The sequence below is a fragment of the Cupriavidus sp. F041 genome (assembly GCF_057814235.1).
The window spans coordinates 1645214-1667333 of record NZ_JBVASY010000001.1 but is presented as its reverse complement, the minus strand read 5'-3'; the positions used below and the strand labels follow the sequence as shown (position 1 = coordinate 1667333).

The 22120-nt window shown below is 66.6% G+C and carries 19 protein-coding genes; 7 read left to right on the top strand and 12 right to left on the bottom strand.

Features of this window, described 5'->3' with window-relative positions:
- Window positions 1-66: 66 nt before the first annotated feature.
- The 4 genes from ACZY0R_RS07555 (at window position 67) to ACZY0R_RS07540 (ending at window position 2369) form a co-directional block, all read left to right on the top strand.
- The gene (locus ACZY0R_RS07555) at window positions 67-804 is read left to right on the top strand and encodes a helix-turn-helix domain-containing protein (RefSeq protein ID WP_488857821.1); all 738 of its coding nucleotides are present in this window, start codon (window positions 67-69) and stop codon (window positions 802-804) included.
- A gap of 100 nt (window positions 805-904) precedes the next feature.
- Window positions 905-1183, top strand: a complete 279-nt coding sequence (locus ACZY0R_RS07550; RefSeq protein WP_035875236.1) for a hypothetical protein — start codon at window positions 905-907, stop codon at window positions 1181-1183.
- A gap of 159 nt (window positions 1184-1342) precedes the next feature.
- The gene (locus tag ACZY0R_RS07545; protein ID WP_488857820.1) at window positions 1343-2047 is read left to right on the top strand and encodes a glutathione binding-like protein; all 705 of its coding nucleotides are present in this window, start codon (window positions 1343-1345) and stop codon (window positions 2045-2047) included.
- Between the two features lie 25 nt (window positions 2048-2072).
- On the top strand, window positions 2073-2369 hold the full coding sequence (locus ACZY0R_RS07540; RefSeq protein ID WP_488857819.1) for a cupin domain-containing protein: 297 nt from the start codon (window positions 2073-2075) through the stop codon (window positions 2367-2369).
- 19 nt (window positions 2370-2388) lie between these two features.
- On the opposite strand, the gene ACZY0R_RS07535 is transcribed toward ACZY0R_RS07540, so the two are convergent.
- The 3 genes from ACZY0R_RS07535 to ACZY0R_RS07525 are packed head-to-tail and all read right to left on the bottom strand — an operon-like array spanning window position 2389 to window position 6292.
- Window positions 2389-3831, bottom strand: a complete 1443-nt coding sequence (locus tag ACZY0R_RS07535) for a purine-cytosine permease family protein (RefSeq protein WP_488857818.1) — start codon at window positions 3829-3831, stop codon at window positions 2389-2391.
- Window positions 3832-3882: 51 nt separating this feature from the next.
- Window positions 3883-5022: an acyl-CoA dehydrogenase family protein gene (locus ACZY0R_RS07530; RefSeq protein ID WP_488857817.1), complete on the bottom strand. Its 1140-nt coding sequence runs from the start codon at window positions 5020-5022 to the stop codon at window positions 3883-3885.
- Complete coding sequence (locus ACZY0R_RS07525) at window positions 5015-6292, bottom strand: CaiB/BaiF CoA transferase family protein (protein WP_488857816.1); 1278 nt, start codon at window positions 6290-6292, stop codon at window positions 5015-5017. Before ACZY0R_RS07525 ends, ACZY0R_RS07530 begins: the two co-directional genes overlap by 8 nt.
- Before the next feature lie 155 nt (window positions 6293-6447).
- Between ACZY0R_RS07525 and ACZY0R_RS07520 the strand changes: the two genes are divergently transcribed.
- Entirely contained in the window at window positions 6448-7374 is a 927-nt protein-coding gene (locus ACZY0R_RS07520; protein WP_488857814.1) for a LysR family transcriptional regulator, read from the top strand.
- Between the two features lie 50 nt (window positions 7375-7424).
- Here the strand turns inward: ACZY0R_RS07520 and ACZY0R_RS07515 are convergent, their stop codons facing one another.
- From ACZY0R_RS07515 to ACZY0R_RS07500, 4 genes are all read right to left on the bottom strand, one after another.
- Window positions 7425-8975 carry a UxaA family hydrolase gene (locus tag ACZY0R_RS07515; protein ID WP_488857813.1) on the bottom strand — a complete coding sequence of 517 codons (1551 nt, stop codon included), beginning with the start codon at window positions 8973-8975 and terminating at the stop codon, window positions 7425-7427.
- A gap of 44 nt (window positions 8976-9019) precedes the next feature.
- On the bottom strand, window positions 9020-10216 hold the full coding sequence (locus ACZY0R_RS07510; protein ID WP_488857812.1) for a fumarylacetoacetate hydrolase family protein: 1197 nt from the start codon (window positions 10214-10216) through the stop codon (window positions 9020-9022).
- Window positions 10217-10245: 29 nt separating this feature from the next.
- A complete protein-coding gene (locus ACZY0R_RS07505) occupies window positions 10246-11550 on the bottom strand; it encodes an MFS transporter (RefSeq protein ID WP_488857811.1) in 1305 nt (434 codons plus the stop codon).
- Between the two features lie 66 nt (window positions 11551-11616).
- Entirely contained in the window at window positions 11617-12933 is a 1317-nt protein-coding gene (locus tag ACZY0R_RS07500) for an L-fuconate dehydratase (RefSeq protein ID WP_488857810.1), read from the bottom strand.
- 153 nt (window positions 12934-13086) lie between these two features.
- Here ACZY0R_RS07500 and ACZY0R_RS07495 point away from each other — a divergent pair, with 153 nt between their 5' ends.
- Entirely contained in the window at window positions 13087-14082 is a 996-nt protein-coding gene (locus tag ACZY0R_RS07495; RefSeq protein ID WP_488857809.1) for a LysR family transcriptional regulator, read from the top strand.
- Window positions 14083-14131: 49 nt separating this feature from the next.
- On the opposite strand, the gene fusA is transcribed toward ACZY0R_RS07495, so the two are convergent.
- On the bottom strand, window positions 14132-16189 hold the full coding sequence (gene fusA, locus ACZY0R_RS07490; RefSeq protein ID WP_488857808.1) for an elongation factor G: 2058 nt from the start codon (window positions 16187-16189) through the stop codon (window positions 14132-14134).
- A gap of 618 nt (window positions 16190-16807) precedes the next feature.
- Between fusA and edd the strand changes: the two genes are divergently transcribed.
- Window positions 16808-18634, top strand: coding sequence for a phosphogluconate dehydratase (gene edd, locus ACZY0R_RS07485; protein ID WP_045236445.1), 1827 nt, complete (start codon window positions 16808-16810; stop codon window positions 18632-18634).
- A 10-nt stretch (window positions 18635-18644) separates the two neighbouring features.
- On the opposite strand, the gene ACZY0R_RS07480 is transcribed toward edd, so the two are convergent.
- The 4 genes from ACZY0R_RS07480 to ACZY0R_RS07465 all read right to left on the bottom strand — a co-directional run bounded on the left by ACZY0R_RS07480 (window position 18645) and on the right by ACZY0R_RS07465 (window position 22113).
- The gene (locus tag ACZY0R_RS07480) at window positions 18645-19436 is read right to left on the bottom strand and encodes a porin (protein ID WP_488857807.1); all 792 of its coding nucleotides are present in this window, start codon (window positions 19434-19436) and stop codon (window positions 18645-18647) included.
- Entirely contained in the window at window positions 19328-19726 is a 399-nt protein-coding gene (locus ACZY0R_RS07475; RefSeq protein WP_488857806.1) for a porin, read from the bottom strand. The genes ACZY0R_RS07480 and ACZY0R_RS07475 overlap by 109 nt, the downstream gene beginning before the upstream one ends.
- Window positions 19727-19976: 250 nt before the next feature.
- Window positions 19977-20861, bottom strand: a complete 885-nt coding sequence (locus tag ACZY0R_RS07470) for a mechanosensitive ion channel family protein (RefSeq protein WP_488857805.1) — start codon at window positions 20859-20861, stop codon at window positions 19977-19979.
- A gap of 46 nt (window positions 20862-20907) precedes the next feature.
- Window positions 20908-22113: an osmoprotectant NAGGN system M42 family peptidase gene (locus tag ACZY0R_RS07465; protein ID WP_488857804.1), complete on the bottom strand. Its 1206-nt coding sequence runs from the start codon at window positions 22111-22113 to the stop codon at window positions 20908-20910.
- Between the last annotated feature and the right edge of the window lie 7 nt (window positions 22114-22120).

The window sequence follows — 22120 nt, the reverse complement described above, 5'->3', positions numbered from 1 at the left end:
CTAGGCACTTGCCGCACTGCCAACTAACGATAAAATGCCAACTTATGTTCGAAACGGGCCAAACCGATGTCGCTACGAGAAATCCGCCCGCTCGCGCGCGGCACCTCGCGCGAGCAAGTGCCGCATCAGCATGCGCAGGGGCAGTTGTTTACGGTGAAATCCGGCGTGGTCGTGATCGAAGCCGGCGGCGGCCGCTGGCTGATGCCAACTGGCTGTATCGGCTGGGTGCCGCCGTACGAATCGCACGGCGCGAGCATTCACGGTGCAATGACCGGCATGAGCCTGTACTTCGACGAGGCCTGGAGCCGTGCCACGATGCCTGCGGCGCTCAAGGTGGTGCGGTTGTCGCCGCTTCTGGCGGCCTTGCTCGACACCCTGGTGCAGGCCGGCCCGCCAGCCGGGCCGGTGCGCGAGCATTACCTCGCGGTGTTTGCCGATGACTTCACCCGCCAGCCGGCGCAAACGCTGTTCCTGCCCATGCCGCAGGAGCCGCGCTTGCTGCGCATGGCCACCGCCTTGCTGGCAAACCCCGACGACAACACCGGGCTGGATGGCTGGGCGGCGCGCATCGGCATGGCCCGGCGCACGCTGACGCGCCACTTCCAGGCGGACACCGGCTGGAGCCTGGCGCAATGGCGCCAGCAATTGCGCATGCTCGCGGCCATGGAGCGGCTGGTTGCCGGTGAAAGCGTCACCGCCGTGGCGCTCGGGCTGGGCTACACGAGCGTCAGCAGCTTTATCGCCCTGTTCCGGCGCTACACGGGCACCACGCCGCGCGCCTACCTGGCGATGGGCAAGGATTGAATAGCGCCGCGCGCAAACCTTGCGCAACGCACATGCAAGCAGCAACGCACCCTCTCTTGTATGCTACGGCTATTGCCGCCGACGATGCCTGACCCGCGCCATGAGCCACAAATCACGCAGCCTCCTGCAGTCCATCTTCAGCCACCCGCTGAGCAACAATATTCATTGGCGCGAAGTCGAGTCCCTACTGCAGCAACTGGGGGCGAGCGTGGAGCCGATCCAGGGCGCGCGCTTCCGGGTTGTGCTCAACGAGTACGAGTTTTACCTGCACCACCCGCATCACGGCAATGTGTGCGCCAAGCAGGAAATCAAGCACCTGCGCGATTGCCTCGTGGCCGCCGGCATCACTTCGCCTGACAACGGCGACAAGCCGAAGTGACCCTGCGCCTGCCCGGACAGGCGTCGCGCCGGCGATCTCCCGCCCTACCCCGCGGTGATGACCATCGGCACCGAGCCGTCACGGCTTGAGCCAATCGATCCCCCTCACCGCATCAGCCAAACCTGCCCACCCGGCCCAACCCGGCCAGAACGGATTTCCATGACCAATCTTTCCGCATTCCTCGTCACCAACAAATGGCCGGCCCTGCGTCCCGAGCGAATCCAACTCTATTCGCTGCCCACGCCGAACGGCGTCAAGATCTCGATCATGCTGGAGGAGACCGGGCTGCCCTACGAGCCGCACCTGGTGCGCTTCGACGCCAATGACCAGTACACGCCGGAATTCCTGTCGATCAGCCCGAACAACAAGATTCCCGCCATCCTGGATCCCAACGGCCCTGGCGACAAGCCCCTTGCCCTGTTCGAGTCCGGCGCCATCCTGATCTACCTGGCCGACAAGAGCGGCCGGTTCATCCCGCAGGACGCTGCCGGCCGTTACGAGACCATCCAGTGGCTCATGTTCCAGATGGGCGGCATCGGCCCGATGTTCGGGCAGGTTGGGTTCTTCAACAAGTTCGCGGGCAAGGAGTACGAGGACAAGCGCCCGCGCGACCGCTATGTCGCGGAGGCGAAGCGCCTGCTTGCGGTGCTGGATGGCCGCCTCGCGGACCGGACCTGGATCATGGGCGATACCTATACCATCGCCGATATCGCCACCTTCCCCTGGGTGCGCAACCTGATCGGCTTCTACGAAGCCGGCGAACTGGTCGGCATCAAGGATTTCCCCCACGTCACGCGCGCGCTCGATGCCTTCCTTGCGCGTCCCGCGGTGGCCAGGGGGCTGGATATCCCCAAGCGCGGCTAAGCCCGCCGCACCTGGAGACACGCTTGTGCCGCTGATTCAGTTTGACGCCCTTGCCTCCGGTCTGCCGGCCGCCTGGAAGTCCTCCGTCGTGGGGCAGGTCGGGACCGCCCGCATCAAGGTCCTCAGGATGGATGAGCAGGCGTATGAAGCCGAGACGCACGGCTACAACGAAGGCCTGTTTGTCGTGAGCGGACAGCTCATTTTGCAAACGGAGGACGAAACCGTCGTTGTCCGGCCGGGAGAGATGTATCTCGCCCTGGCCGGCATCGCGCATGCCGTGCTGCCCGGCAGCCACGGGACGCTGGTGATCGTCGACGTCTGAACCGGCGTCTCGCCAGCCTTCAGCGGCCCGTGGCGTTGGCCCCGCCAGGCGCCTCCGGCAGGATCAGCGCCTGCGGGACCCGGTCCCGCCTGGCACGGGCAGCAAGGTAGTAGAGCAAGGCCGGCACCACCAGCCCCACGATCCAGGAAATATCCACGCCGCCCAGCGCCTCCACCCACGCGCCGGTATAGAAGCTCGTGGCGATCAGGGGCATCTGCACGAGCACGCCCACCGCGTAGACCACGATGCCGGTCATGTTCCAGCGGCCATAGCGCCCGTCCGGATCGGAGAGCGCCGGCACATCGTAGCGTTCCCTGGTGACGAAGTAGTAGTCCACCAGGTTGATCGCGCTCCACGGGGTAAAGAAGGCAAGGAGGAAAAGCAGGAACGCCGAGAACTCCTTCAGGAACGCGTGCTCGCCGGCGAGCGCCAGCACCGTCGACAACCCGACCATCAGCAGGATAAATCCAAGCCGCGCCCCGCTCGAGATCGTGCGCTGCCCGCCAAATCCCGTGATGATGGCCGCCACCGACATCACGCTGCCATAGGCATTGAGCGTGGTGATCGTGAGCTTGCCCAGCGCGATGGTCAGGTACAGCAAGGCCGCCACGGCGCCGCTTGCGCCGAGGCCGACAATGAACGAGACCTCGTGCCCGGCGAAGCGGTCGCCTGCAAGCGCGGCGGCAAACACCCCGAACACCATCGAGACTTGCGCACCCAGCACCGAGCCCGCGCCCACCGCGAAGAAGGTCTTGAGCGCCGACGTTGAGCGCGGCGAGTAGCGCGAATAGTCGGCTACATAGGGCCCATAGGCAATCTGCCACGACGCCGACAAGGACACCGCGAGGAGGAACGAGCCCACTGTGAAATGCCGGTTCTGCAGGAGCGCGCCGATATCGTGCCCGTGCAAGAGGCTGGCAAAGAGATAGAGGAACGCCAGCACGCCGACGATGCTGGAGACGCGGCCCATCGTGTGGATGGTCCGATAGCCGAGCGCGGCCAGCATCACGACCAGTCCCGCGAACACGAGGATGGCGCTCGCATTGCCGATGCCGAGGAAGCGGCTGAGCGCCTGGCCGGCAAGCACCATGCCCCCGGCGGAGAAACCCACGTACATGATGCAGACGAGCACCAGCGGAATGATGGCGCCGTAGACACCAAACTGGACGCGGCTGGAAATCATCTGCGGCAAGCCCAGCTGCGGGCCCTGCGCACCGTGCAGCGCCATCACGGCGCCGCCGATGAGCTGGCCGGCAAGCAAGCCCACCAGCGACCAGAAGACATCGCCCCCTAGCACGACGGCCAGCGCCCCGGTGACCACGGCGGTCACCTGCAGGTTGGCGCCGAGCCACAGCGTGAACTGGCTGAACAGGCTGCCGTGGCGCTCCGACTCAGGTATGTAGTCGATCGAGCGGCGCTCGATCAGCCTGGGCGAGGCTGCGCCGGATCCTGGGGTTTCCATTGTTGTCTCCTGAATATTTATGCGCTGCCCACTACCTGGGCCGGCGATCGCTCAGCGCAGCGCGGACCGCGCAATCACGGTGCGCTGGATCTCCGAGGAGCCCTCGTAGATCCGCAGGATGCGCGCGTCGCGCACCAGGCGCTCCAGCGGCATCTCGCGCGTGAATCCGTAGCCGCCATGGATCTGCAACGCGGTATCCGTCACGAAGGCCACCGTTTCCGATGCATAGAGCTTGGCCATCGAGGCGTGGTCGGTAAAGGGCTCGCCGGCCCCGCGCCTGACCGCGGCCTGCAGGGTCAGCAGCCAGGCGGCTTCCACCCGTGTCTTCATGTCCGCGAACATCCATTGCAGGCCCTGCTTGTGCGAAAGCGGCTCGCCGCCCACGTGGCGCTGTTTCGCCCATTCGATCGCGGCTTCGAGCGCGGCTTCTGCAATGCCAAGGCTGGTTGCGGCCACATCCAGGCGGCTGTTGTCCAGCACCTTCATGGCGGTGCGGAAGCCGCTGCCCTCGGCGCCGAGCCGGTTCGCGGCGGGGACGAGGCAATCGAGCGCCACTTCGTGCGCGGGGGCGCCGCGGATGCCCATCAGCTTCTCCGCCGGGGCGACTTCCACGCCCGGCGTCTTCCGGTCGACGACGAAGGCGCTGATGCCGCGGGTTCCGGCCTCGGGATCGGTCTTCGCGTAGACCACGATGAAGTCCGCCGCGTTGGCGTTGGAGATGAAGTGCTTCACCCCGCGCAGGCGGTAGCCGTCGCCCTCCGGGATGGCGCGTGTCGCCATGTCCGCGGGATTCGAGCCGGCGCGCGGCTCGGTCAGCGCAAATGCGCCGAGCTTGATGCCGGCCGCTGCGTCCGGCAGGTAGCGCTCGCGCAGGCTGTCGTCGCCGCCGATCAGGATGGAGTCGGTCGCGAGGTAGTGGGCCCCGATCATCGACGAGGTGGAAGCGCAGGACTTGGCGATCTCGACCAGCGACAGGATCAGCGCGACGGGCGATGTGTCGGTGCCGCCCCAGCGCTCCGGCAGGTTCATGCCCATCACGCCGACTTCGGCAAGCAGCGGCACATAGCGCGTGGCCGGGATTTCATCGCGGTCGAGCTCGGCGGCCTTCGGCGCGAGTTCGCTCTGGGCGAACCGCCCGATGGCGTCGGCAATCTCGAGGTCGCCCGGCTGCACGCCCAATCGTTTATGCATGTTGATTCTCCATGTTGGTGTCTTCCGGTGTGGCGCCAGCCGCCGGGCGATGGTGCGGGGCGGGCCGGAGCGGCTGCGGTCCCAGCGCGCCGCTGGCACGCACTGCCGGCAAAGCGTCGCCAGCGATGCCGAGCGTTTCCAGGATGGCGTCCGTGTGCTCCCCCAGCGCGGGCGCGCCGGTCACGCGATTGGCGCCGTAGGCGGAGAATTTCACGGGTTGCGACGGCAGGCGGACCTTGCCGCCGCGCGCATCGGGAACCTCGGTGAGCAAGCCGCGGTAAGCGGCATGGTCGCTCTCCATCGCCTGCTTCACATTGCGGATGGGAGCGACCGGAATGCCCGCGGCGCTGAGCAACTGGTTCACTTCCTCCACCGTGCGCGTGGCGGACCATCCCTCGATGCATGCCCGCAGGGCGCCCTCCGCGTTGCAGCGCGAGTGATCGTCGGCGAAACGCGGATCGGCCGCCAGCTCCGGCTGGCCGATCGTGCCGGCTAGCGTCTGGAACAGCTTGTTGTTCAGCACCGCCACCACGTAGAAGCCGTCTGCGGCGCGATACGCGCCGAACGGCGCGGAGGAAGGGTGGCGGTTGCCCACGCGGCGCGGGGCCAGCCCGGTCGCGGCGTAGCGGGCGACCAGCGTGGCGCTCAGGCTCAGGGTGGCGTCGAACATCGACACATCCACGTGCGTGCCCTCGCCGGTCTTCTCCCGCGAGAGCAGTGCCGCCAGCACGCCCCACGACGCGAAGAGGCCGCTCACCACATCCGATACGGCTTCGCCAAGCAGCGTCGGCGTGCCGTCCGGCGAGCCGGTGGCGTCCATCAGGCCGCACATCGCCTGCAGGATGATGTCGTAAGCAGGCCGGTGCGATTCGGGTCCGGTCTGGCCGAAGCCCGATACGCTGGCGTAGACAAGCGAAGGATTCTGCGCGCAGAGGGAGTGATAGCCGATGCCCAGCTTGTCGGCTACCCCGGGGCGGAAATTCTCCAACACCACATCGGCCCGCGCGCAGAGCGAGCGCGCGAGCTCCAGGCCCGACTCAGCCTTCAGGTCGATGACGATGCTCTGCTTGTTGCGGTTCATGGCGGCGAACAGCCCGCTCTCACCGTCGACGAAAGGCCCGACCGCGCGGTAGTCGTCACCGCCCGGCGGCTCGATCTTGATCACCTCGGCGCCGAGATCGCCGAGCAGGGCCGTACAGTAAGGCCCGGCAAGCACGCGCGAAAAGTCGATCACGCGGATGCCGGCAAGCGGCAGGTCAGGATGGTTCACTTCGCACTCCTCCAGATAGCCAGGGCGGCTTCGCCAGCGCGATCGCCGCCAGAGGAGGGCGATAAAGCGTGGCTTGCGTGCCGATGACAGGATTCTCAGCAGACTTGGCTATCAAGTAAAATATTGATATCAACTAGTACCTATACGATTTCCTGATGAGACTCTCCTTGCGCCTGTTGCGCTACTTCGCGGCGGCGGCGGAAGCCGGGAGCACCACGGCGGCGGCACGATCGCTGAATGTGTCGCAGCCGTCGATCTCCGTTGCCATCCGCGAACTGGAGGCGCTGTTCGGAGAAGCGCTGTTTGCGCGTGACGCGGGGTCGAGGATGACGCTGACGCGCTTCGGCGTGCGCAAGCTGGCCGAGGCGCGCCAGATCCTCGCTGCGGCGGCTGCGTTCGAGGCGGACCAGAGCGGCGATGCCGCCTCGGGTGAAGTGCAGATCGGCGTGTTCAGCACGCTGGCGCCGGTGTACCTGCCGGTGCTGCTGCGGATCGCGCGCGAGCGCTTTCCCAGGCTCTCGGTGCGTTTCGCCGAGGGCGACCTGGCGCAGATCGAAGACTGGCTGCACGGCGGCAATATTGACTTCGCGCTGACCTATGACGTGGGACTTCCCAGCGAGATCGAGCGCGAGTGCATCGCCGAACTGCATCCCTACGGACTGGTGCCGGCCGGCTCGAAACTGGCCAGGGGAAGAGGCGGGATCTCGCTGCGGGAACTGGCCGGCGAACCGTTGATCCTGATCGATCTGCCGCACAGCCGCGAGTTCCTGATGGCGCCGTTCTGGCAGTACGGCTTGCAGCCGGAAGTGCGCTATCGCGCCACCTCGCTGGAACTTGCGCGGAGCATGGTTGCGAACGGGCTCGGCGTGTGCCTGCTGATCACCCAGGCGCCGTCGGCCGCGCAGACGGCCGGCGTGGTGGAAAGGCCAATCCGCGAGGAGACCATCCGGCAGCCCCTGGTGATTGCCCGCTCGGCTCGCATGTCACGCACGCCGACGTCGGAACTGCTGGCCGGATGCGTGCGCGAGGCAGTACATGAGGCAATGGCGGCGCGCGCCGTCCGGGGCAGGCGCGGAAGGTAGCCCGGCGGATCCGGGCAGCGGGCGCGGGAGACACTGGAACCAGCCGGGGTTCAGGTCACCGCCCCGATCTGCCAGGGCACGAACTCATTCTGCCCGTAGCCATGGATCTCGCTCCTGGTGCGCTCGCCGGAAGCCACCCGCAGCATCAAGGCGAGGATGCGCTCGCCCACCTCATCAACGGTCTCCTCGCCATCCGCGATCGTGCCGCAGTTCAGGTCAAGATCGTCCTGCTGCTTGCGCCAGACGGCGCTGTTGGTGGCGAGCTTCAGCGATGGCGTAGGCGCGCACCCATAGGCCGAGCCCCGGCCCGTGGTGAAGCAGATCAGGTTTGCGCCGCCGGCAACCTGGCCGGTTGCCGATACCGGGTCGTAGCCCGGCGTATCCATGAAGACAAGCCCCTTGCTCCGGACGGTCTCCGCATACTCCAGCACATCCATGAGCGGGCTATTGCCGCCCTTGGCGACCGCGCCGAGAGACTTCTCCAGGATGGTCGTCAGCCCGCCCGCCTTGTTGCCGGCCGAGGGATTGTTGTTGAGGTTCGCATCGAGCCTGGCGCAATAGGCTTCCCACCAGCGGATGCGCGCAACCAGCTTCTCGCCCACCACGCGCGACACGGCACGCTGGGTGAGCAGGTGCTCGGCGCCGTAGATCTCCGGGGTTTCCGACAGGATGGCCGTGCCGCCCTGGCCGACGAGGCGGTCCACGGCATTGCCAAGCGCGGGGTTGGCGGTGATGCCGGAATAGCCGTCTGAGCCGCCGCATTGCAACCCGACCACCAGGTGCGCGGCGCTGACTGGCTCCCGCGCCACGCGATTGGCCTCGGCCAGCATGTCCCTGACCTGTTCGACGCCGAGCGCGACGGTGCGTGCCGTTCCGCCCGCTTCCTGGATCACCGCCGTGCGCAGGCCTGGCTTGCCGGCCAGTCCTTCGGCGGCGAGCAGGTCGCCGATCTGGTTGGTCTCGCAGCCGAGCCCGATAAACAGCACCGCCGCGAAATTCACGTGCCTGGCGTAGCCGGCCAGGGTGCGCCGCAGGATCGCCAGGCCCTCGCCCTGCGAATCGATGGCGCAGCCGCCGCCATGCGTGAGCGCCACCACGCCATCCACCATCGGGTAGTCCGACAGGGCTTCGGGATGCATATCCCGGCGGAAGTGGTCGGCGATCGCCCGTGCCACGGTCGCCGAGCAATTGACCGAGGTCAGGATGCCGATGTAGTTGCGCGTGGCAACGCGCCCGTCGGCTCTTCGGATGCCGAGGAAGGTGGCCGCGCCCGCGCTCGCGGCCGGCACGGGCGCGGCGTCGCCAAAGCGATAGTCGCGGGCAAACTCGACCATGCCCAGGTTATGCGTGTGCACATGTTGTCCCGGCTCGATCCGCTGCGACGCGATGCCGATGATCTGGCCGTAGCGGCGCACCGGCTGGCCGCTCTCGATGCGGCGCAGCGCGATCTTGTGCCCTGGCGGGATCATGCCGGCAACGGTCACGCCCTCGTCTCTCAGGAACGTGCCGGGAATCAGCTGCTGGCGTGCGATCACCACGTCGTCCGCCGGACTGAGTTTGATGGTGGGTGAAAGCCATTCCCTCGCGGCGGGTGACTGCATGGTGGTTCCTCTTGCTCTCAAGATGGCGAAATGAAGGATGGCGCTTACAGCGGATTCGACAGCAAGCCTCGCGCGGCGAGATTGCTCACCAGCGCGCGAATGCCGAAGGTCCAGGGCTCTGCCCGGTCCGCCAGGTTGACGCGGTTGCGCAGCGTGCCGAGCCTGGGGCTGCGAATGGTGACCACGTCGCCCAGCTTGTGCGTGAATCCGCAGCCGGGCGCATCGCGGTCCTCGGTCGGCGCGAACAGGGTGCCGAGGTACAGCATGAAGCCGTCGGGATACTGATGGCAGCGGGAGGCGGCCTGCGCCACCAGGTCGAGCGGGTCCCGGCTGATCTTGCTCATCGAGTTGGCGCCGCGGAGCACAAAGCCGTCGCCGCCCTCCACGCGCAACTGGATCTCCTCCGCACGCACATCGTCCATCGAGAAGGTAGCGTCGAACAGGCGCAGGAAGGGGCCGATGGCGCAGGAGGCGTTGTTGTCCTTGGCCTTGCTCAGCAGCAAGGCGCTGCGGCCCTCGAAGTCGCGCAGGTTGACGTCGTTGCCCAGCGCGGCGCCCAGCACCGTGCCGGCGCTGTTGACCGCGAGCACGACCTCGGGCTCGGGGTTGTTCCAGGTGGACTCCGGATGGATGCCGATATCGGCCCCCGTGCCCACCGCGGCCAGCACGGGGGCCTTGGTGAAGATCTCGGCATAGGGGCCGATGCCCACCTCGAGATACTGCGACCAGAGCCCCTGCTTGATGAGCAGTTGCTTCAGCGCATCGGCTTGCGCCGAGCCGGGGCGTACGGCCGCGACGTTGTCGCCGATCAGGGCCTTCACCTCCTGGCGCACGGCATCCGCGCGCGACGCATCCCCGCCCGCCTGCTCCTCGATGACCCGCTCCAGCATGCTTGCCGCGAACGTGACGCCCGCTGCCTTGATGACCTGGAGGTCGCACGGCGCCAGCAGATGGGGCTGGCTCGCATCCCGCGCGGGGCGGCCGGTATTGCGGAGGATCTCCGCAAGGCTGCCGAGCCGCCGGCCGGGCGTGCGCCGGACCCGCTCGGCGGGCGCATCCAGTTCGAGCAGCCCGCTGATGGTGCAGGCCAGCTCCGACAGATCGTAGACACCGTCGTCGCGAATCGCGACGACGGATGGACCGGAGATCCCCCCGGGCACCCAGGCACGTCCCACCAGTGTGCCGGCGCAGCCGTCGTCGGGCAGCGCATCCGACAAATCGAGAGAGGTGAGTGTTTCCATATGCGATGTAGTCTCCAATGCGTGCCGGATCAGGCTTGTTCGTGTCCCTGCCGCAGCCGGGTACTGATCAGCGCGGCAAGCACAAGCAGGCCGGCGATCAGCAACAGTCCGTTGTGGGTGCTGCCGGTGGCTTGCTCGATCAGGCCCATCATCGAAGGGCCGAAGAAGCCGCCGAACAGGCCGCACGTCGTGACAAACGCCAGCCCCCCCGCCAGCGCCGTGCCGCTCAGGCGGCTGGAAGGGAAGATAAAGAGAACAGATTGCACCACAAACAGCATGAACGCCGTCAGCGAGAAGCCGATCAGGCCGATAAACGAATTGGACATCGCGGCCACCACCAGGCCGGCGGACATCGTCAGGAGCCCGATGAACAGCATACGCCGGCAACGCTGCGGCGTTGTCGCCAGGCGGGGCAGAATCGCGGCGCCGAGGGCAGCCGCCACCCAGGGCACGGAGTTGAGCGCGCCGATCTCCAGCGGTGACAGGCTGGCGTAGGTCGAGATGATGCCCGGCAGGAAGAAGATGACCGTGTAGATGGTGATCTGGTGGCAGAAATACACGGCAATGGTCAGCCAGATCTGCGGATCGCGCAGCATCTCCGTGAAGCGGTGCTGGGACGCGCCCGAGCCCTGCTCCGCAGCCAGCCGCGCCTGCAGCCGCTGGCGTTCTTCCACGGTCAGCCAGGGTGCGCTGCCCGGACCATCCGGCAGGGTCTTCCAGACAACATAGGCGAGCGCCAGGGTCGGCAGCCCTTCGATGATGAACAGCCACTGCCAGCCATGCAGGCCCATCAGGCCGTCCATCTGGAGCAGCGCGCCGCCCAGCGGGCCGCTCAGGATATTGGCGACGCAGACGCCCAGCAGGAAGTAGCCGGTAGCCCGGGCCCGCTGCTCGCGGTCAAACCAGTAAGTCAGGTAGAGCATGACGCCCGGGAACAAGCCCGCCTCGGCAACGCCGAGCAACAGCCGCATGATGTAGAAGCTGGTCTCGCCCTGCACGAATGCCATGCCTGCGGAAAGCAGGCCCCAGGTGATCATGATGCGGGTGATCCAGAACCTGGCGCCCACCTTGTGCATGATCAGGTTGCTCGGGACTTCGAACAGCGCGTAGGTCAGGAAGAACAGTCCGGCGCCCAGGCCATAGGAGGCCGCCGACAATCCCACGTCGATCCCCATGCTGGCCTTGGCCAGGGCGATATTGGTGCGATCGAGGAAACTGATCACGTAGACAATCACAAGCAAAGGCATCAGCTTGCGAATGAGTAGTTTGTTCAGGCGCTGCGCGTCGTCGGCCAAGGGCTCAACGCGCGCCGCGACAGCGTCGGCAGTTAGCATGGGGTCTCCTGATATTGGTGTTTTATTGATGTTCTGCTTGTGCTGGCACGCCAGTGCCGCCGCGGCTCAGGCCGGGCCGAGGTCGGCCCAGACCGGTCCGTCCGGAAAGCGGTAGCGCTCAAGCGTGCCGGGATGCATCTCGATGCTGTAGCCCGCGCGCTGGGGCGGCATATAGCGGCCGTTGCGAATCACTACCGGCTCGATGAAATGCTCGTGCAGATGGTCGACGTATTCGAGCACGCGGTTTTGCAGCGAACCCGATACCGCGATGTAGTCGAACAGCGAGATGTTCTGCACGTACTCGCACAAACCGACGCCACCGCCATGCGGGCAGACCGGGATGCCGAACTTCGCCGCCAGCAACACGACGATCAGGACCTCGTTGAGACCGCCGAGGCGCGCGGCGTCAAGCTGGCAAAAATCCAGCGCCCGCGCCTGGAACATCTGCTTGAACATCACGCGATTGTGGCAATGCTCGCCGGTAGCCACGCCGATGGGCGCAATGCGCTTGCGGATTTCAGCGTGCCCGAGAATATCGTCCGGGCTGGTCGGCTCTTCGATCCACCAGGGATCGAAGGCCGCGAGGCGGCGCATGGCGTCGACCGACTGATCCACGCTCCAGACCTGGTTGGCGTCCATCATCAGCGTCCGCTCCCAGCCGATCTCCTCACGCAGGATCGTGGCGCGGCGCATATCCTCCTCCAGATCGGCGCCGACCTTCTGCTTGAAGTGCGTCCATCCCGCCGCGACGGCATCGCGCGCCAGCTGGCGCATCTTCTCCTCCGAATAGCCCAGCCAGCCCGCGGCGGTGGTGTAGCCCGGGTAGCCTTGCTCGAGCATCTGCGCCTCTCGCTGTGCCTTGCCCGGGGCCTGGCGGCGGAGCAGCGCGATCGCTTCCTCCGGCGTCAGCGCATCCGTCACGTAGCTGAAATCCAGGCAGCGGACCAGTTCTTCAGGCGTCATGTCCGCCAGCAGCTTCCATACCGGCTTGCCGGCTGACTTTGCCCACAGATCCCAGATGGCGTTGACGATGGCCGCGGTGGCAAGGTGAATCACGCCTTTTTCCGGCCCCAGCCAGCGCAACTGGCTGTCGCTGGTGGCAAACCGCCGCCAGAAGGCGCCCATGTCCGAGGTGATTTCCTCGAGGGTCAGGCCAACCACCAGCGGGGCCAGGGATTGCACGGCGAGCACGCAGATCTCGTTGCCACGGCCGATGGTGAAGGTCAACCCATGGCCTTCCATGCCTTGCGGGGCATCGGTATGCAGCACCACATAGGTTGCCGAATAGTCCGGAGCGGCATTCATGGCATCGGAGCCGTCAAGGGTTCTGGACGTCGGGAAGCGAATGTCGTGGACGCTGAGGTGGGTAATTCGAATACGCATTTGACGCTCGGCTGATTGGTTGTTGGGGCCGTCTGGGACATCCTGGCCATCTGGGACGCGTCGACTGTACAGCCCCTATTGATACCTGCATAATCGTGCTTTCATATATATCGATACCAAAATTGGTATCCATTCGATGTGAAGCCAACCGATGTGAAACCCGAGCCCACCGAACCCGCCGCGGAATCGGCGAAAGCGTTTGCACCGCTGAAGATCTCAAGCCGGCAGATCGCCTTGATCAACGCGCTGGCGGAACACCGCAACCTTCGCCGGGCCGCGGCGGCCATGCACACCACCCAGCCGGCGGCCAGCCTGTTGCTGCAGCAGCTTGAGGAAAGACTCGGCGTGCAGTTGTTCGAGCGCCTTCCGCGGGGCATGGAGCCGACGCTCTACGGCGAGGTACTGATCCGTTTCGCCCAGGGGGTCACGCACGAATTCGGCCATGCTGAAGCGGAAATCGCGGAACTGGGCCGCGGCGCCTCGGGCCTGGTGCGGATCGGTACCGTCATGGGTCCGGTGCCGACGGTCCTGACGCGCGGGCTGCTGGCGTTCAAGGCCGCTAACCCGAAGGTGCGGATTTCCATTGAGGTGGGGACCAGCGACACCCTGCTGCCGTCGCTGATCCGGGGGGACTTCGATGTGGTGCTGGGCCGCTTGCCCGACCGGCTCAGTCATCCGGACCTGGACATTGAATTGTTCGAAAGGGGCGAGCAGATGCGCGTGATTGCGCGGCCGGACCATCCGTTGACCAGGCTCGATCCACTGGCGCTGCGCGACCTGGTGCCAATGACCTGGATTCTTCACCCCGTGGGCAGCCCGATGCGGCTGAGAGTCGAGAGTGCGTTGACACAGGCGGGCATGATCGATGCCCTGGATATCGTCGAGACCGCGTCCATTCTTGCCGCCACCGCCATGATGGAAACCTCCGACATGATTTCCGTGGTGCCGAACGACGTTGCGCAGTATTACGCGCGTTATGCAATGGTCTCCGTGCTTCCCGTGGAGTTGCCGGTGTCGATGGTCAATCTCGGGTTGCTGACGCGGCGCTCGCGTCCGATGTCGGCGGCAGTGCGCGGCGTGCTCAGTTATTTGAAGGAGTACGGGAGGGACGCCGAGATTGGCGGCCCCGATCCGGGAAGCCGGCGCTGAACAAAAAAGGCGGACACCAGACTGGTACCCGCCCGTTCAACGCCTGCCGTCAGCCGGCGATCTCCGCCACCGCCCTTGCTGGCGCCACCGCATAGTGATCGAACTGCATCGCAAAGCTTGCGCGCCCCGAGGTCAGCGCGCGCAAGCTGCCGATATAGCCGAACATGCCGGCCAATGGCACATGCGCTTCAACCACGACCGTGTTGCCGCTGCCATCGCCGCCGCGCTGCGACTGCCCGCGCACCAGCCCCCGGCGCCGGTGCATGTCGCCGATCACGTCGCCGACATGATCCGCGGGCGTCACCACCTCCACGGCCATCACCGGCTCCAGCACCATCGGCTGCGCATCGCGCGCGGCTTCGCGGAAGGCTGCCGCCGCCGCAGTCTCGAAGGCCAGCGCCGAGGAATCGCGCTCGTGGTAGCTGCCGTCCAGCAGGGTGGCCTTGAAATCGACCACCGGGTAGCCCGCGAGCACGCCTTGCGCTGCCGCGCGGCGGATACCGGCTTCCACCGCCGGCACGAACTCGCGCGGTACCGCGCCGCCGGTGATGCGGCTTTCGAACTGCAGGCCTTCTCCACGCGCCAGCGGCTCGAAACGCAGCAGCACTTCCGCGAACTGGCCCGGCCCGCCGCTTTGCTTGCGATGGAGATAGCGTGCATCGGCGGCGCGGGTCAGCGTTTCGCGATAAGCCACTTGCGGGCGGCCTACCGTCACCTCCACGTTGAACCGCGTGCGCAGTTTTTCCAGCGTGACCTCAAGTTGCAGTTCGCCCATGCCGGACAGCAGCGTCTGGCCGCTCTCCGGGTCTTGCCGCAACCGCAGGCTCGGGTCTTCCTGCACCAGCACCTGCAAGCCGCGCGACAAGCCAGCCTGGTCCGCCTGCGATTTCGGCTCGATGGCCACGTCGATCACCGGTTCGGGCGACTCGATGCTCTCCAGCACCACGGGATGCGCCGGATCTGTCAGCGTGTCGCCGGTGATGGTCGCCTTGAGCCCGACGATCGCCACGATATCGCCCACCACGGCAACATCGCGCTCCTGCTTCCGGTCGGCATGCATCTCGTACAGCCGGGCCACGCGTTCACGCTTGCCGCTGCCGGCGTTGAGCACGGTGTCCCCGGCGGCAAGCCTGCCGCGATACAGGCGGACGAAGGTCAGCGTGCCGTGCGCGTCGTGCACCACCTTGAAGGCGAGCGCCACCAGCGGCTGGTCCGCATCCGCGCTGACTTCATGGCGATCCACCTCGCCTGGCGCCGGCAGGTAGGCCGTCACCGCGTCGAGCAGCGGCTCCACGCCCTTGTTCTTGAAGGCCGATCCCGCCAGCACCGGCACCACGGCGCCGGTGATCGTTGCACGCCGGATGGCCGCGCGCAGCGCGTCCCCGGCCGGCTCGCGGCCGGCGAGATAATCTTCGAGCAAGGCATCGTCATGCTCGGCCAGGGTTTCCAGCAAACGTTCGCGCCATACGGCCGCCTGCTCCCTCTGCGCGGCCGGCACGGCCTGCGTCACGTATCCGGTCGTGTCCGCACCGCCCTGCCATAGCAAGGCCTGCATGGCGACGAGATCGATCACGCCGGTGAAATCGCCCTCGCTGCCGATAGGCAATTGCAGCACGAGCGGCACCACGCCGAGGCGGTCCTCGATCATGCCCACCACGCGCAGGAAATCCGCGCCGGTGCGATCCAGCTTGTTGACGAAGGCGAGGCGCGGCACGCGATAGCGGTCCGCCAGGCGCCAGTTGGTTTCCGTCTGCGGCTCCACGCCGGCCACACCGTCGAACACCACCACCGCGCCGTCGAGCACGCGCAGCGAGCGGTTCACTTCGATGTTGAAATCGATGTGGCCCGGCGTATCGATCAGGTTGATCTGATGCTCGCGCCAGAACACGGTAGTGGCCGCGCTGTTGATGGTGATGCCGCGCGCCTGCTCCTGCGGATCGAAATCCATGGTGGCGGCGCCGTCATGCACCTCGCCCAGCCGGTGGCTGGTGCCGGTGTAGAACAGGATGCGTTCCGAGGTGGTGGTCTTGCCGGCGTCGACGTGGGCGATGATGCCGATGTTCCTGAGGTTTCTGCGTTCGTTCCTGCGTTCTTTTCTGCTTTCCATGATGGGCTGCCTACAATGCAAACACCCTGGCGGGGTGTGTGCCTGCCAGGGTGTTTTGGGTCCCTGGGAGGCGATCTGCGAGGCCTCCCGGACTGCATGTGCGGCCAGGAGGCTATGGGATCGCTTGCGGGGCGGCGCCGGCATGCCGCATGCGGCACGCAACCTTCTCGGTGGCTACGCCAGCCGACGCCGTTACCGCACCAAGGGACGAGCGCAAGCTCCCGTTCCCTTGGCCGGTTTGAATCGTGGCGATCAGCTTGTCGTAGGTACGCATGGCGTGTCAGATGGTGGCGAAACAAAAAAACAAAACCCCGGAGGGCCTGCGGGCCGTCCGGGGTTGGCGATATGCTGTGTCGTCACTCCCGGAGCCGGCCTTGCAGCCTTCCGGGCGGACGCTCGGAAGACTAGGCGTGAATAGCCAGCAGCACGCGTTCACCGTAAGGTGCCGCGGCAAACACTGCGATGGCGGTGCGTTGCGCTGCTTGCTTCATGTTGCCTGAACTCCAGAGAATGGAGCGGAGTCTAGCACTTGCAGGAAAAACTTGCAGCGCACCATACGTGCACCCCGCCCCAAAGTGCGCTAGGCTGAAAAAAGACATCCCCACGCAGGAGATCCCCATGCCAAGTCACCCAGTCCTGGAACGGGTCACCGCCCGTATCGTGGCGCGCAGTGCCGGCACCCGCCAGCCCTACATGGACCGCACCCGCGCCATGGCGGGGCAGAAGGTGGAACGCGCCCATCTCTCGTGTACCAACCTGGCGCACGCCGTGGCGGCCATGCCAGAGCAGGCCAAAATCCGCCTGAAGGCGCAGGAGCGCCCCAACCTCGCCATCGTTTCGTCCTACAACGACATGCTGTCGGCACACCAGCCACTGGCGGAGTATCCGCAATGGCTCAAGGAGGCCGCGCTGGAAGCGGGCGGCACCGCGCAGTTCGCTGGCGGCACGCCCGCCATGTGCGATGGCGTGACGCAGGGTCAGGACGGCATGGATCTCTCGCTGTTCTCGCGCGATGTAATCGCGCTGTCCACGGCGGTGGCGCTGTCGCACCAGATGTTCGACGGCGCGCTGTACCTCGGCGTGTGCGACAAGATCGTGCCGGGGCTGGTGATGGGCGCGCTGTCCTTCGGCCACCTGCCGGCCATCTTCGTGCCCGGCGGGCCCATGACCACGGGCATCGGCAATGAAGAAAAGGCCCGCGTGCGCCAGCGCTATGCCGAGGGCAAGATCAGCCGCGCCGAGTTGCTGGAGGCGGAGAGCCAGTCCTACCACGGCCCCGGCACCTGTACCTTCTACGGCACCGCCAACTCCAACCAGATGCTGATGGAGATCATGGGCCTGCACCTGCCCGGCACCGCCTTCGTCAATCCGAACACGCCGCTGCGCGAGGCGCTCACGCGCGAGTCCGCGCGGCAGGCGCTGCGCCTGGTACATGGCGGCGAGCGCTATACGCCCGTGGCCGACGTGCTCGACGAGCACGCCTTCGTCAACGGCATCGTCGGCCTGCTGGCCACCGGCGGCTCCACCAACCACACGCTGCACCTGGTGGCGATGGCGCGCACCGCCGGCATCGTGCTGGGCTGGGACGATTTCGCTGAACTATCGGAAGTGGTGCCGTTGCTGGCGCGCGTGTACCCCAACGGCAGCGCGGACGTGAACCAGTTCCAGGCCGCAGGTGGCCTGCCTGTGGTGATCCGCGGCCTGCTGCAGCTCGGGCTGCTGCACGACGACGTCACTACCGTGGTGGGCAAGGGGCTGGCGGACTACACCCGCGAGCCGGTGCTGCGCGATGGCAGGCTCACCTGGATCGACGGGCCGGAAGCACCGCTGGACGACAGCGTGGTGCGCTCTGCCAGCCAGCCGTTCGCGCCCGAGGGCGGCATCAAGCTGCTTGACGGCAATATCGGCCGCGCGGTAATCAAGATCTCGGCGGTCAAGCCCGAGCACCATGTGGTCGAGGCCCCCGCGCTGGTGTTCCATACGCAGGATGCGCTGATCGACGCCTTCAAGCGCGGCGAGCTGGAGCGCGACTTCGTCGCCGTGCTGCCGTGGCAAGGGCCGGCCGCCTGCGGCATGCCGGAGCTGCACAAGCTCACGCCTACGCTGACAGTGCTGCAGGAGCGCGGTTTCCACGTGGCGCTGGTGACGGACGGGCGCATGTCCGGCGCGTCGGGCAAGGTACCGGCCGCCATCCACGTCTGCCCCGAAGCACTGAGCGGCGGCGGCATCGCCCGCGTGCGCGACGGCGACCCGATGCGCGTGGATGCGAACACCGGCGTGCTGACGGTGATGGTGCCGGAAGCGGAGTGGGCCGCGCGCGACGTGACGCCGCCCGATCTCACCGCCAACCGGCACGGCGTGGGACGCGACCTGTTCGCAAACTTCCGGCGCCATGTCAGCACGGCCGAGGCGGGCGCGTGCTCGCTGTTCGCGCAGGAGGGCTGAAGCGCCCCGCTTAGAAACTATGGCTGATGCCGGCACCAAACCCGGTGCCGCCACTGGCCTGCCGGCTGTGGCGATACGACACCGCGCCATACAGCGTGGTGCGTTTCGATAGCGCATAGTCCAGCCCGCTGGTGACGTAGTCGGTCGTGCCGGCCTGGCCGTAGCCCTGGAAATCCCGCGCGCCGGAGAGCTTCAGCGTGACGGCGCCCACGCGCCAGTTCACGCCGAGGGTGGCCGCGCTGCGTTTCGCGCTGGCATCGCCGAGAAACGCCTGGCTGGCGGCGCTCAGATGCGTCTGGCTAACCGACGCCATCAGCCGCACCGCGCTGAAGGCATAGGCGAGCCCGGCAAACCAGGTGTTGTCGCGGGCCGAGTTGCGCTCGGCGGTGAGCATGGCGGACCACGGTCCCGCGTCGTAGTTGAGCGAGGCGGCCAGCGGCCGGGTGCGGTCCCGGTTGCCGGCGGCATCCGGCGTCTCGTTCTTTTCCACGCTGGCGGCGACGTGGACATGCACGCCGCCCCATTTCGGCGAATCGTAGAACACGCCGTTGTTCAGCCGTGAATATTCGCCCGCCGGACCGTTGTGGTACGGATCGGTGCGATAGGACGGGTGGTACACAAACCAGGCCACCGAGCTGACGCGATTGAAGTTGTCCCAGCTGTCGTACTGCCAGTCGTATTGCCACATCGGCGTCAGCGCGCGGCCAAACCGCAGGTCGCCATAGGGCGATCCGATGCCGACGGTGGATTCGCCCTGGAAGTAAGGCGTGGCGCCGCTGGCTTCGAGGCGTCCGTCGCCCATATCGAACGTGTCTGCAGGTTCATGGTCGCGGCCCAGCCGCCGCCCAGCGGCTCGCTGCCGCGCAGGCCGATGAAGCTGCGCTGCAGGGTGCCGAGCTGGACCGGCTGTCCCGGCGCCGGGCGGAAGATGCCGGCATCGGCAAAACCATACAGCGTGAGGCTGCCCTGCGCGTGCGCCATCGGTGCGGCCGGGGCCAGTACGGCGGCGCAGGCGAGCGCTGGCAGGCAGCGCGTCAGTGCGCGCTTGCGGCGCAGCCCGGGGGAAAATGCGCTTTCGCATGGCGGCGTCATGGCGCGAAAGCGCGGGGATGTATGTGATGGGTTCCGTGTGGGGTTCAGTGCGGGCGTGGATTCAAACGTCAATGCCAGTTCCAGATTTGAATACATGCCAGGGCCCGCCGCTCGGATGGCGGGCCCTGGACACGCGTGAGAGACCCAAAGGGGCGAAAGTGCGGCGGCATCACGAGGGCGCGCCACAAAACAGAATCGCCGCCGGGGCGTTTGCGCGCCCCGGCGGCGGAAGACGATCAGGCCAGATGGTTCAGCTCAGCCTGCGCGCGGGATTGGCCGCGGCGGGCACGGCGAGTTGCGCATCGTCGGGTACGCGCAGTTCCTGCACCGGCACGGCGATGGCGCAGCCGGCGGCTTCCAGCGCCTGCTTGATGCGGTGGTAGAACGCGAAGCGCACGTTCCAGTAATCCCCGGCGGCAAGCCAGCAGCGCACGTTAAGCGTCACGCCTTGCGCCGCGTAGTTGACCACCATCACCTCGGCGGCCGGGTCCGCCAGCACGCGGTCTTCCGCGGCGAGCATGGCGCGCAGCGCATCGAGCGCGGCCTGGATATCGGCGCCGAAGGTGACCGTGACCTCGATATCGAGGCGGCGCGTGGGATTCTCGCTGTAGTTGGTGATGGCGCTGCCCCAGATCTTGCCGTTGGGCACGCGCAGGCAAACCCCGTCGAATGTGGTCAGCTCGGTCATGAACAGCCCGGTTTCGCGCACCGTGCCCGCCACGCCCTGGGCATCGATGTACTGGCCCACGCGGAAGGGTCGCAGCAGCACCAGCATGATGCCCGCGGCGATATTCTGCAGCGTGCCTTGCAAGGCCAGCCCGATGGCGAGGCCGGCGGCGCCGAGCATGGCGATGATGCTGGCGGTCTGCACGCCGAATTGCGACAGCACCAGCACAATCGTGATCACGCGCACGATCCACTGCGTGACGCTGGCCAGCATGGGACGCAAGGTGGCATCGACGCGCGGGCGGTCGAATGCGCGCAGCACGGCGGCGCGGGCACGGCCCGAGATCCACCAGCCCAGTATCAGGATCAGGACGGCAGCGATGCAGTTCAGGCCCTGCTGCACCACCAGTTGCAGCAGGTAGGTCCAGGCTGCTTCCAGCTTTCTGGGCTCGATGAAGTTGAGGTCCATGGATTCGGCTCCGGCAATCAAATTAGAAAGACTGGTCATGTGCAGCTCACGATGCCGCGCCGTCGCGCCGGCGATGCACCAGTTCGCCTGCGTCGGGCAACGGCGTTTCGCTGCGCGCGAGCTGGCCGGGATCGAGCTGATGCGAGAAGCCAGCCACCGAGCCCATGCGGCGCTGGCGGTCCTCCGGCAAGGTTGGCCCGCTCTGAATATAGACGGTGAGCAATTCGGCAAGATGAACGAGCACGGACAACCGTGTGCGCTCATAGCCATGCGAGGCGTCGGCGCCGAAACAAAGCAACGCCGTACGCACATCGTGCCCGGCACTGACCGCCGCGCCCGCGTCGGAGTGGTAGAAACGGAACACGTCGCGATGGCTGGGGATGCCGTGCTCTTCGCACAGGCGCAACAAGCGGCGCGTAAGGTGATAGTCATGCGGTCCGGCCGAATCCATCAGCGGAATGGTCACGCCGTATTCGCTCGCGCCCTGCCCCGGCGCCACCGGGCCGATGTCGATGCCGATCACTTCGCTGACGTCGTCCTCGATCACCGCGGTGGCGCCCGAACCAACTTCTTCGGTGAGCGTAAACACGGCGTGGCAGTCCATCGGCACCGGCGCGCCGCTTTCGCGCACGGCCTTGAGCGCGGCCAGTACCGCGGCGACGCCGGCCTTGTTGTCGAGATGGCGCGAGACGATAAAGCCGTTGTCGAGGATCTCAGGGTTGGCGTCGAACGCGACGAAATCGCCCACCTGTATACCGAGTTCGCGCAGTGCTTGCGGCGTGGCGGCATCTTCGTCGAGCCGCAGTTCGAGCTGGTCCCAGTTGACGGGTTGCGTGTCCACCGCCTCGTTGTATACGTGGCCCGAAGCCAGCAAGGGCAGCACCGAGCCGCGATGCCGGCCGCTCTCGGTAAACAGTGTCACGCGCCCCCCTTCGGCCCAGCGGCTGGACCAGGTACCGATGGGAGCGAGCGCCAGGCGGCCGTTGGGCTTCACTTCGCGCACCATGGCGCCAAGCGTATCGAGATGAGCGACGATAGCGCAGTCGGGGCCGAGCCCGGCTTGCGCGCGATTGCCGCGCAGCGTGGCGCGGATGGTGCCGCGCCGGGTGAGCTGGTACGGAATGTCCAGGTTGTCGAGCGTGCGCGCGGTGTAGTGCACGATCTCGTCGGTCAGCCCGGCGGGACTGGGGATGGCGAGCAACTCCAGCAGCGTGGTCTTGAGGTAGTAAGGGTCGATTGTCAGTGTCTGCATGCGGGCG

Bases quoted from the DNA above. Each gene is read 5' to 3' on its own strand.
- ACZY0R_RS07555 (WP_488857821.1), top strand. From the start codon at position 67: ATGTCGCTACGAGAAATCCGCCCGCTCGCGCGCGGCACCTCGCGCGAG.
- ACZY0R_RS07550 (WP_035875236.1), top strand. From the start codon at position 905: ATGAGCCACAAATCACGCAGCCTCCTGCAGTCCATCTTCAGCCACCCG.
- ACZY0R_RS07545 (WP_488857820.1), top strand. From the start codon at position 1,343: ATGACCAATCTTTCCGCATTCCTCGTCACCAACAAATGGCCGGCCCTG.
- ACZY0R_RS07535 (WP_488857818.1), bottom strand. From the start codon at position 3,831: ATGGAAACCCCAGGATCCGGCGCAGCCTCGCCCAGGCTGATCGAGCGC.
- ACZY0R_RS07530 (WP_488857817.1), bottom strand. From the start codon at position 5,022: ATGCATAAACGATTGGGCGTGCAGCCGGGCGACCTCGAGATTGCCGAC.
- ACZY0R_RS07520 (WP_488857814.1), top strand. From the start codon at position 6,448: ATGAGACTCTCCTTGCGCCTGTTGCGCTACTTCGCGGCGGCGGCGGAA.
- ACZY0R_RS07515 (WP_488857813.1), bottom strand. From the start codon at position 8,975: ATGCAGTCACCCGCCGCGAGGGAATGGCTTTCACCCACCATCAAACTC.
- ACZY0R_RS07510 (WP_488857812.1), bottom strand. From the start codon at position 10,216: ATGGAAACACTCACCTCTCTCGATTTGTCGGATGCGCTGCCCGACGAC.
- ACZY0R_RS07505 (WP_488857811.1), bottom strand. From the start codon at position 11,550: ATGCTAACTGCCGACGCTGTCGCGGCGCGCGTTGAGCCCTTGGCCGAC.
- ACZY0R_RS07500 (WP_488857810.1), bottom strand. From the start codon at position 12,933: ATGCGTATTCGAATTACCCACCTCAGCGTCCACGACATTCGCTTCCCG.
- fusA (WP_488857808.1), bottom strand. From the start codon at position 16,189: ATGGAAAGCAGAAAAGAACGCAGGAACGAACGCAGAAACCTCAGGAAC.
- edd (WP_045236445.1), top strand. From the start codon at position 16,808: ATGCCAAGTCACCCAGTCCTGGAACGGGTCACCGCCCGTATCGTGGCG.
- ACZY0R_RS07480 (WP_488857807.1), bottom strand. From the start codon at position 19,436: ATGGGCGACGGACGCCTCGAAGCCAGCGGCGCCACGCCTTACTTCCAG.
- ACZY0R_RS07475 (WP_488857806.1), bottom strand. From the start codon at position 19,726: ATGACGCCGCCATGCGAAAGCGCATTTTCCCCCGGGCTGCGCCGCAAG.
- ACZY0R_RS07470 (WP_488857805.1), bottom strand. From the start codon at position 20,861: ATGGACCTCAACTTCATCGAGCCCAGAAAGCTGGAAGCAGCCTGGACC.
- ACZY0R_RS07465 (WP_488857804.1), bottom strand. From the start codon at position 22,113: ATGCAGACACTGACAATCGACCCTTACTACCTCAAGACCACGCTGCTG.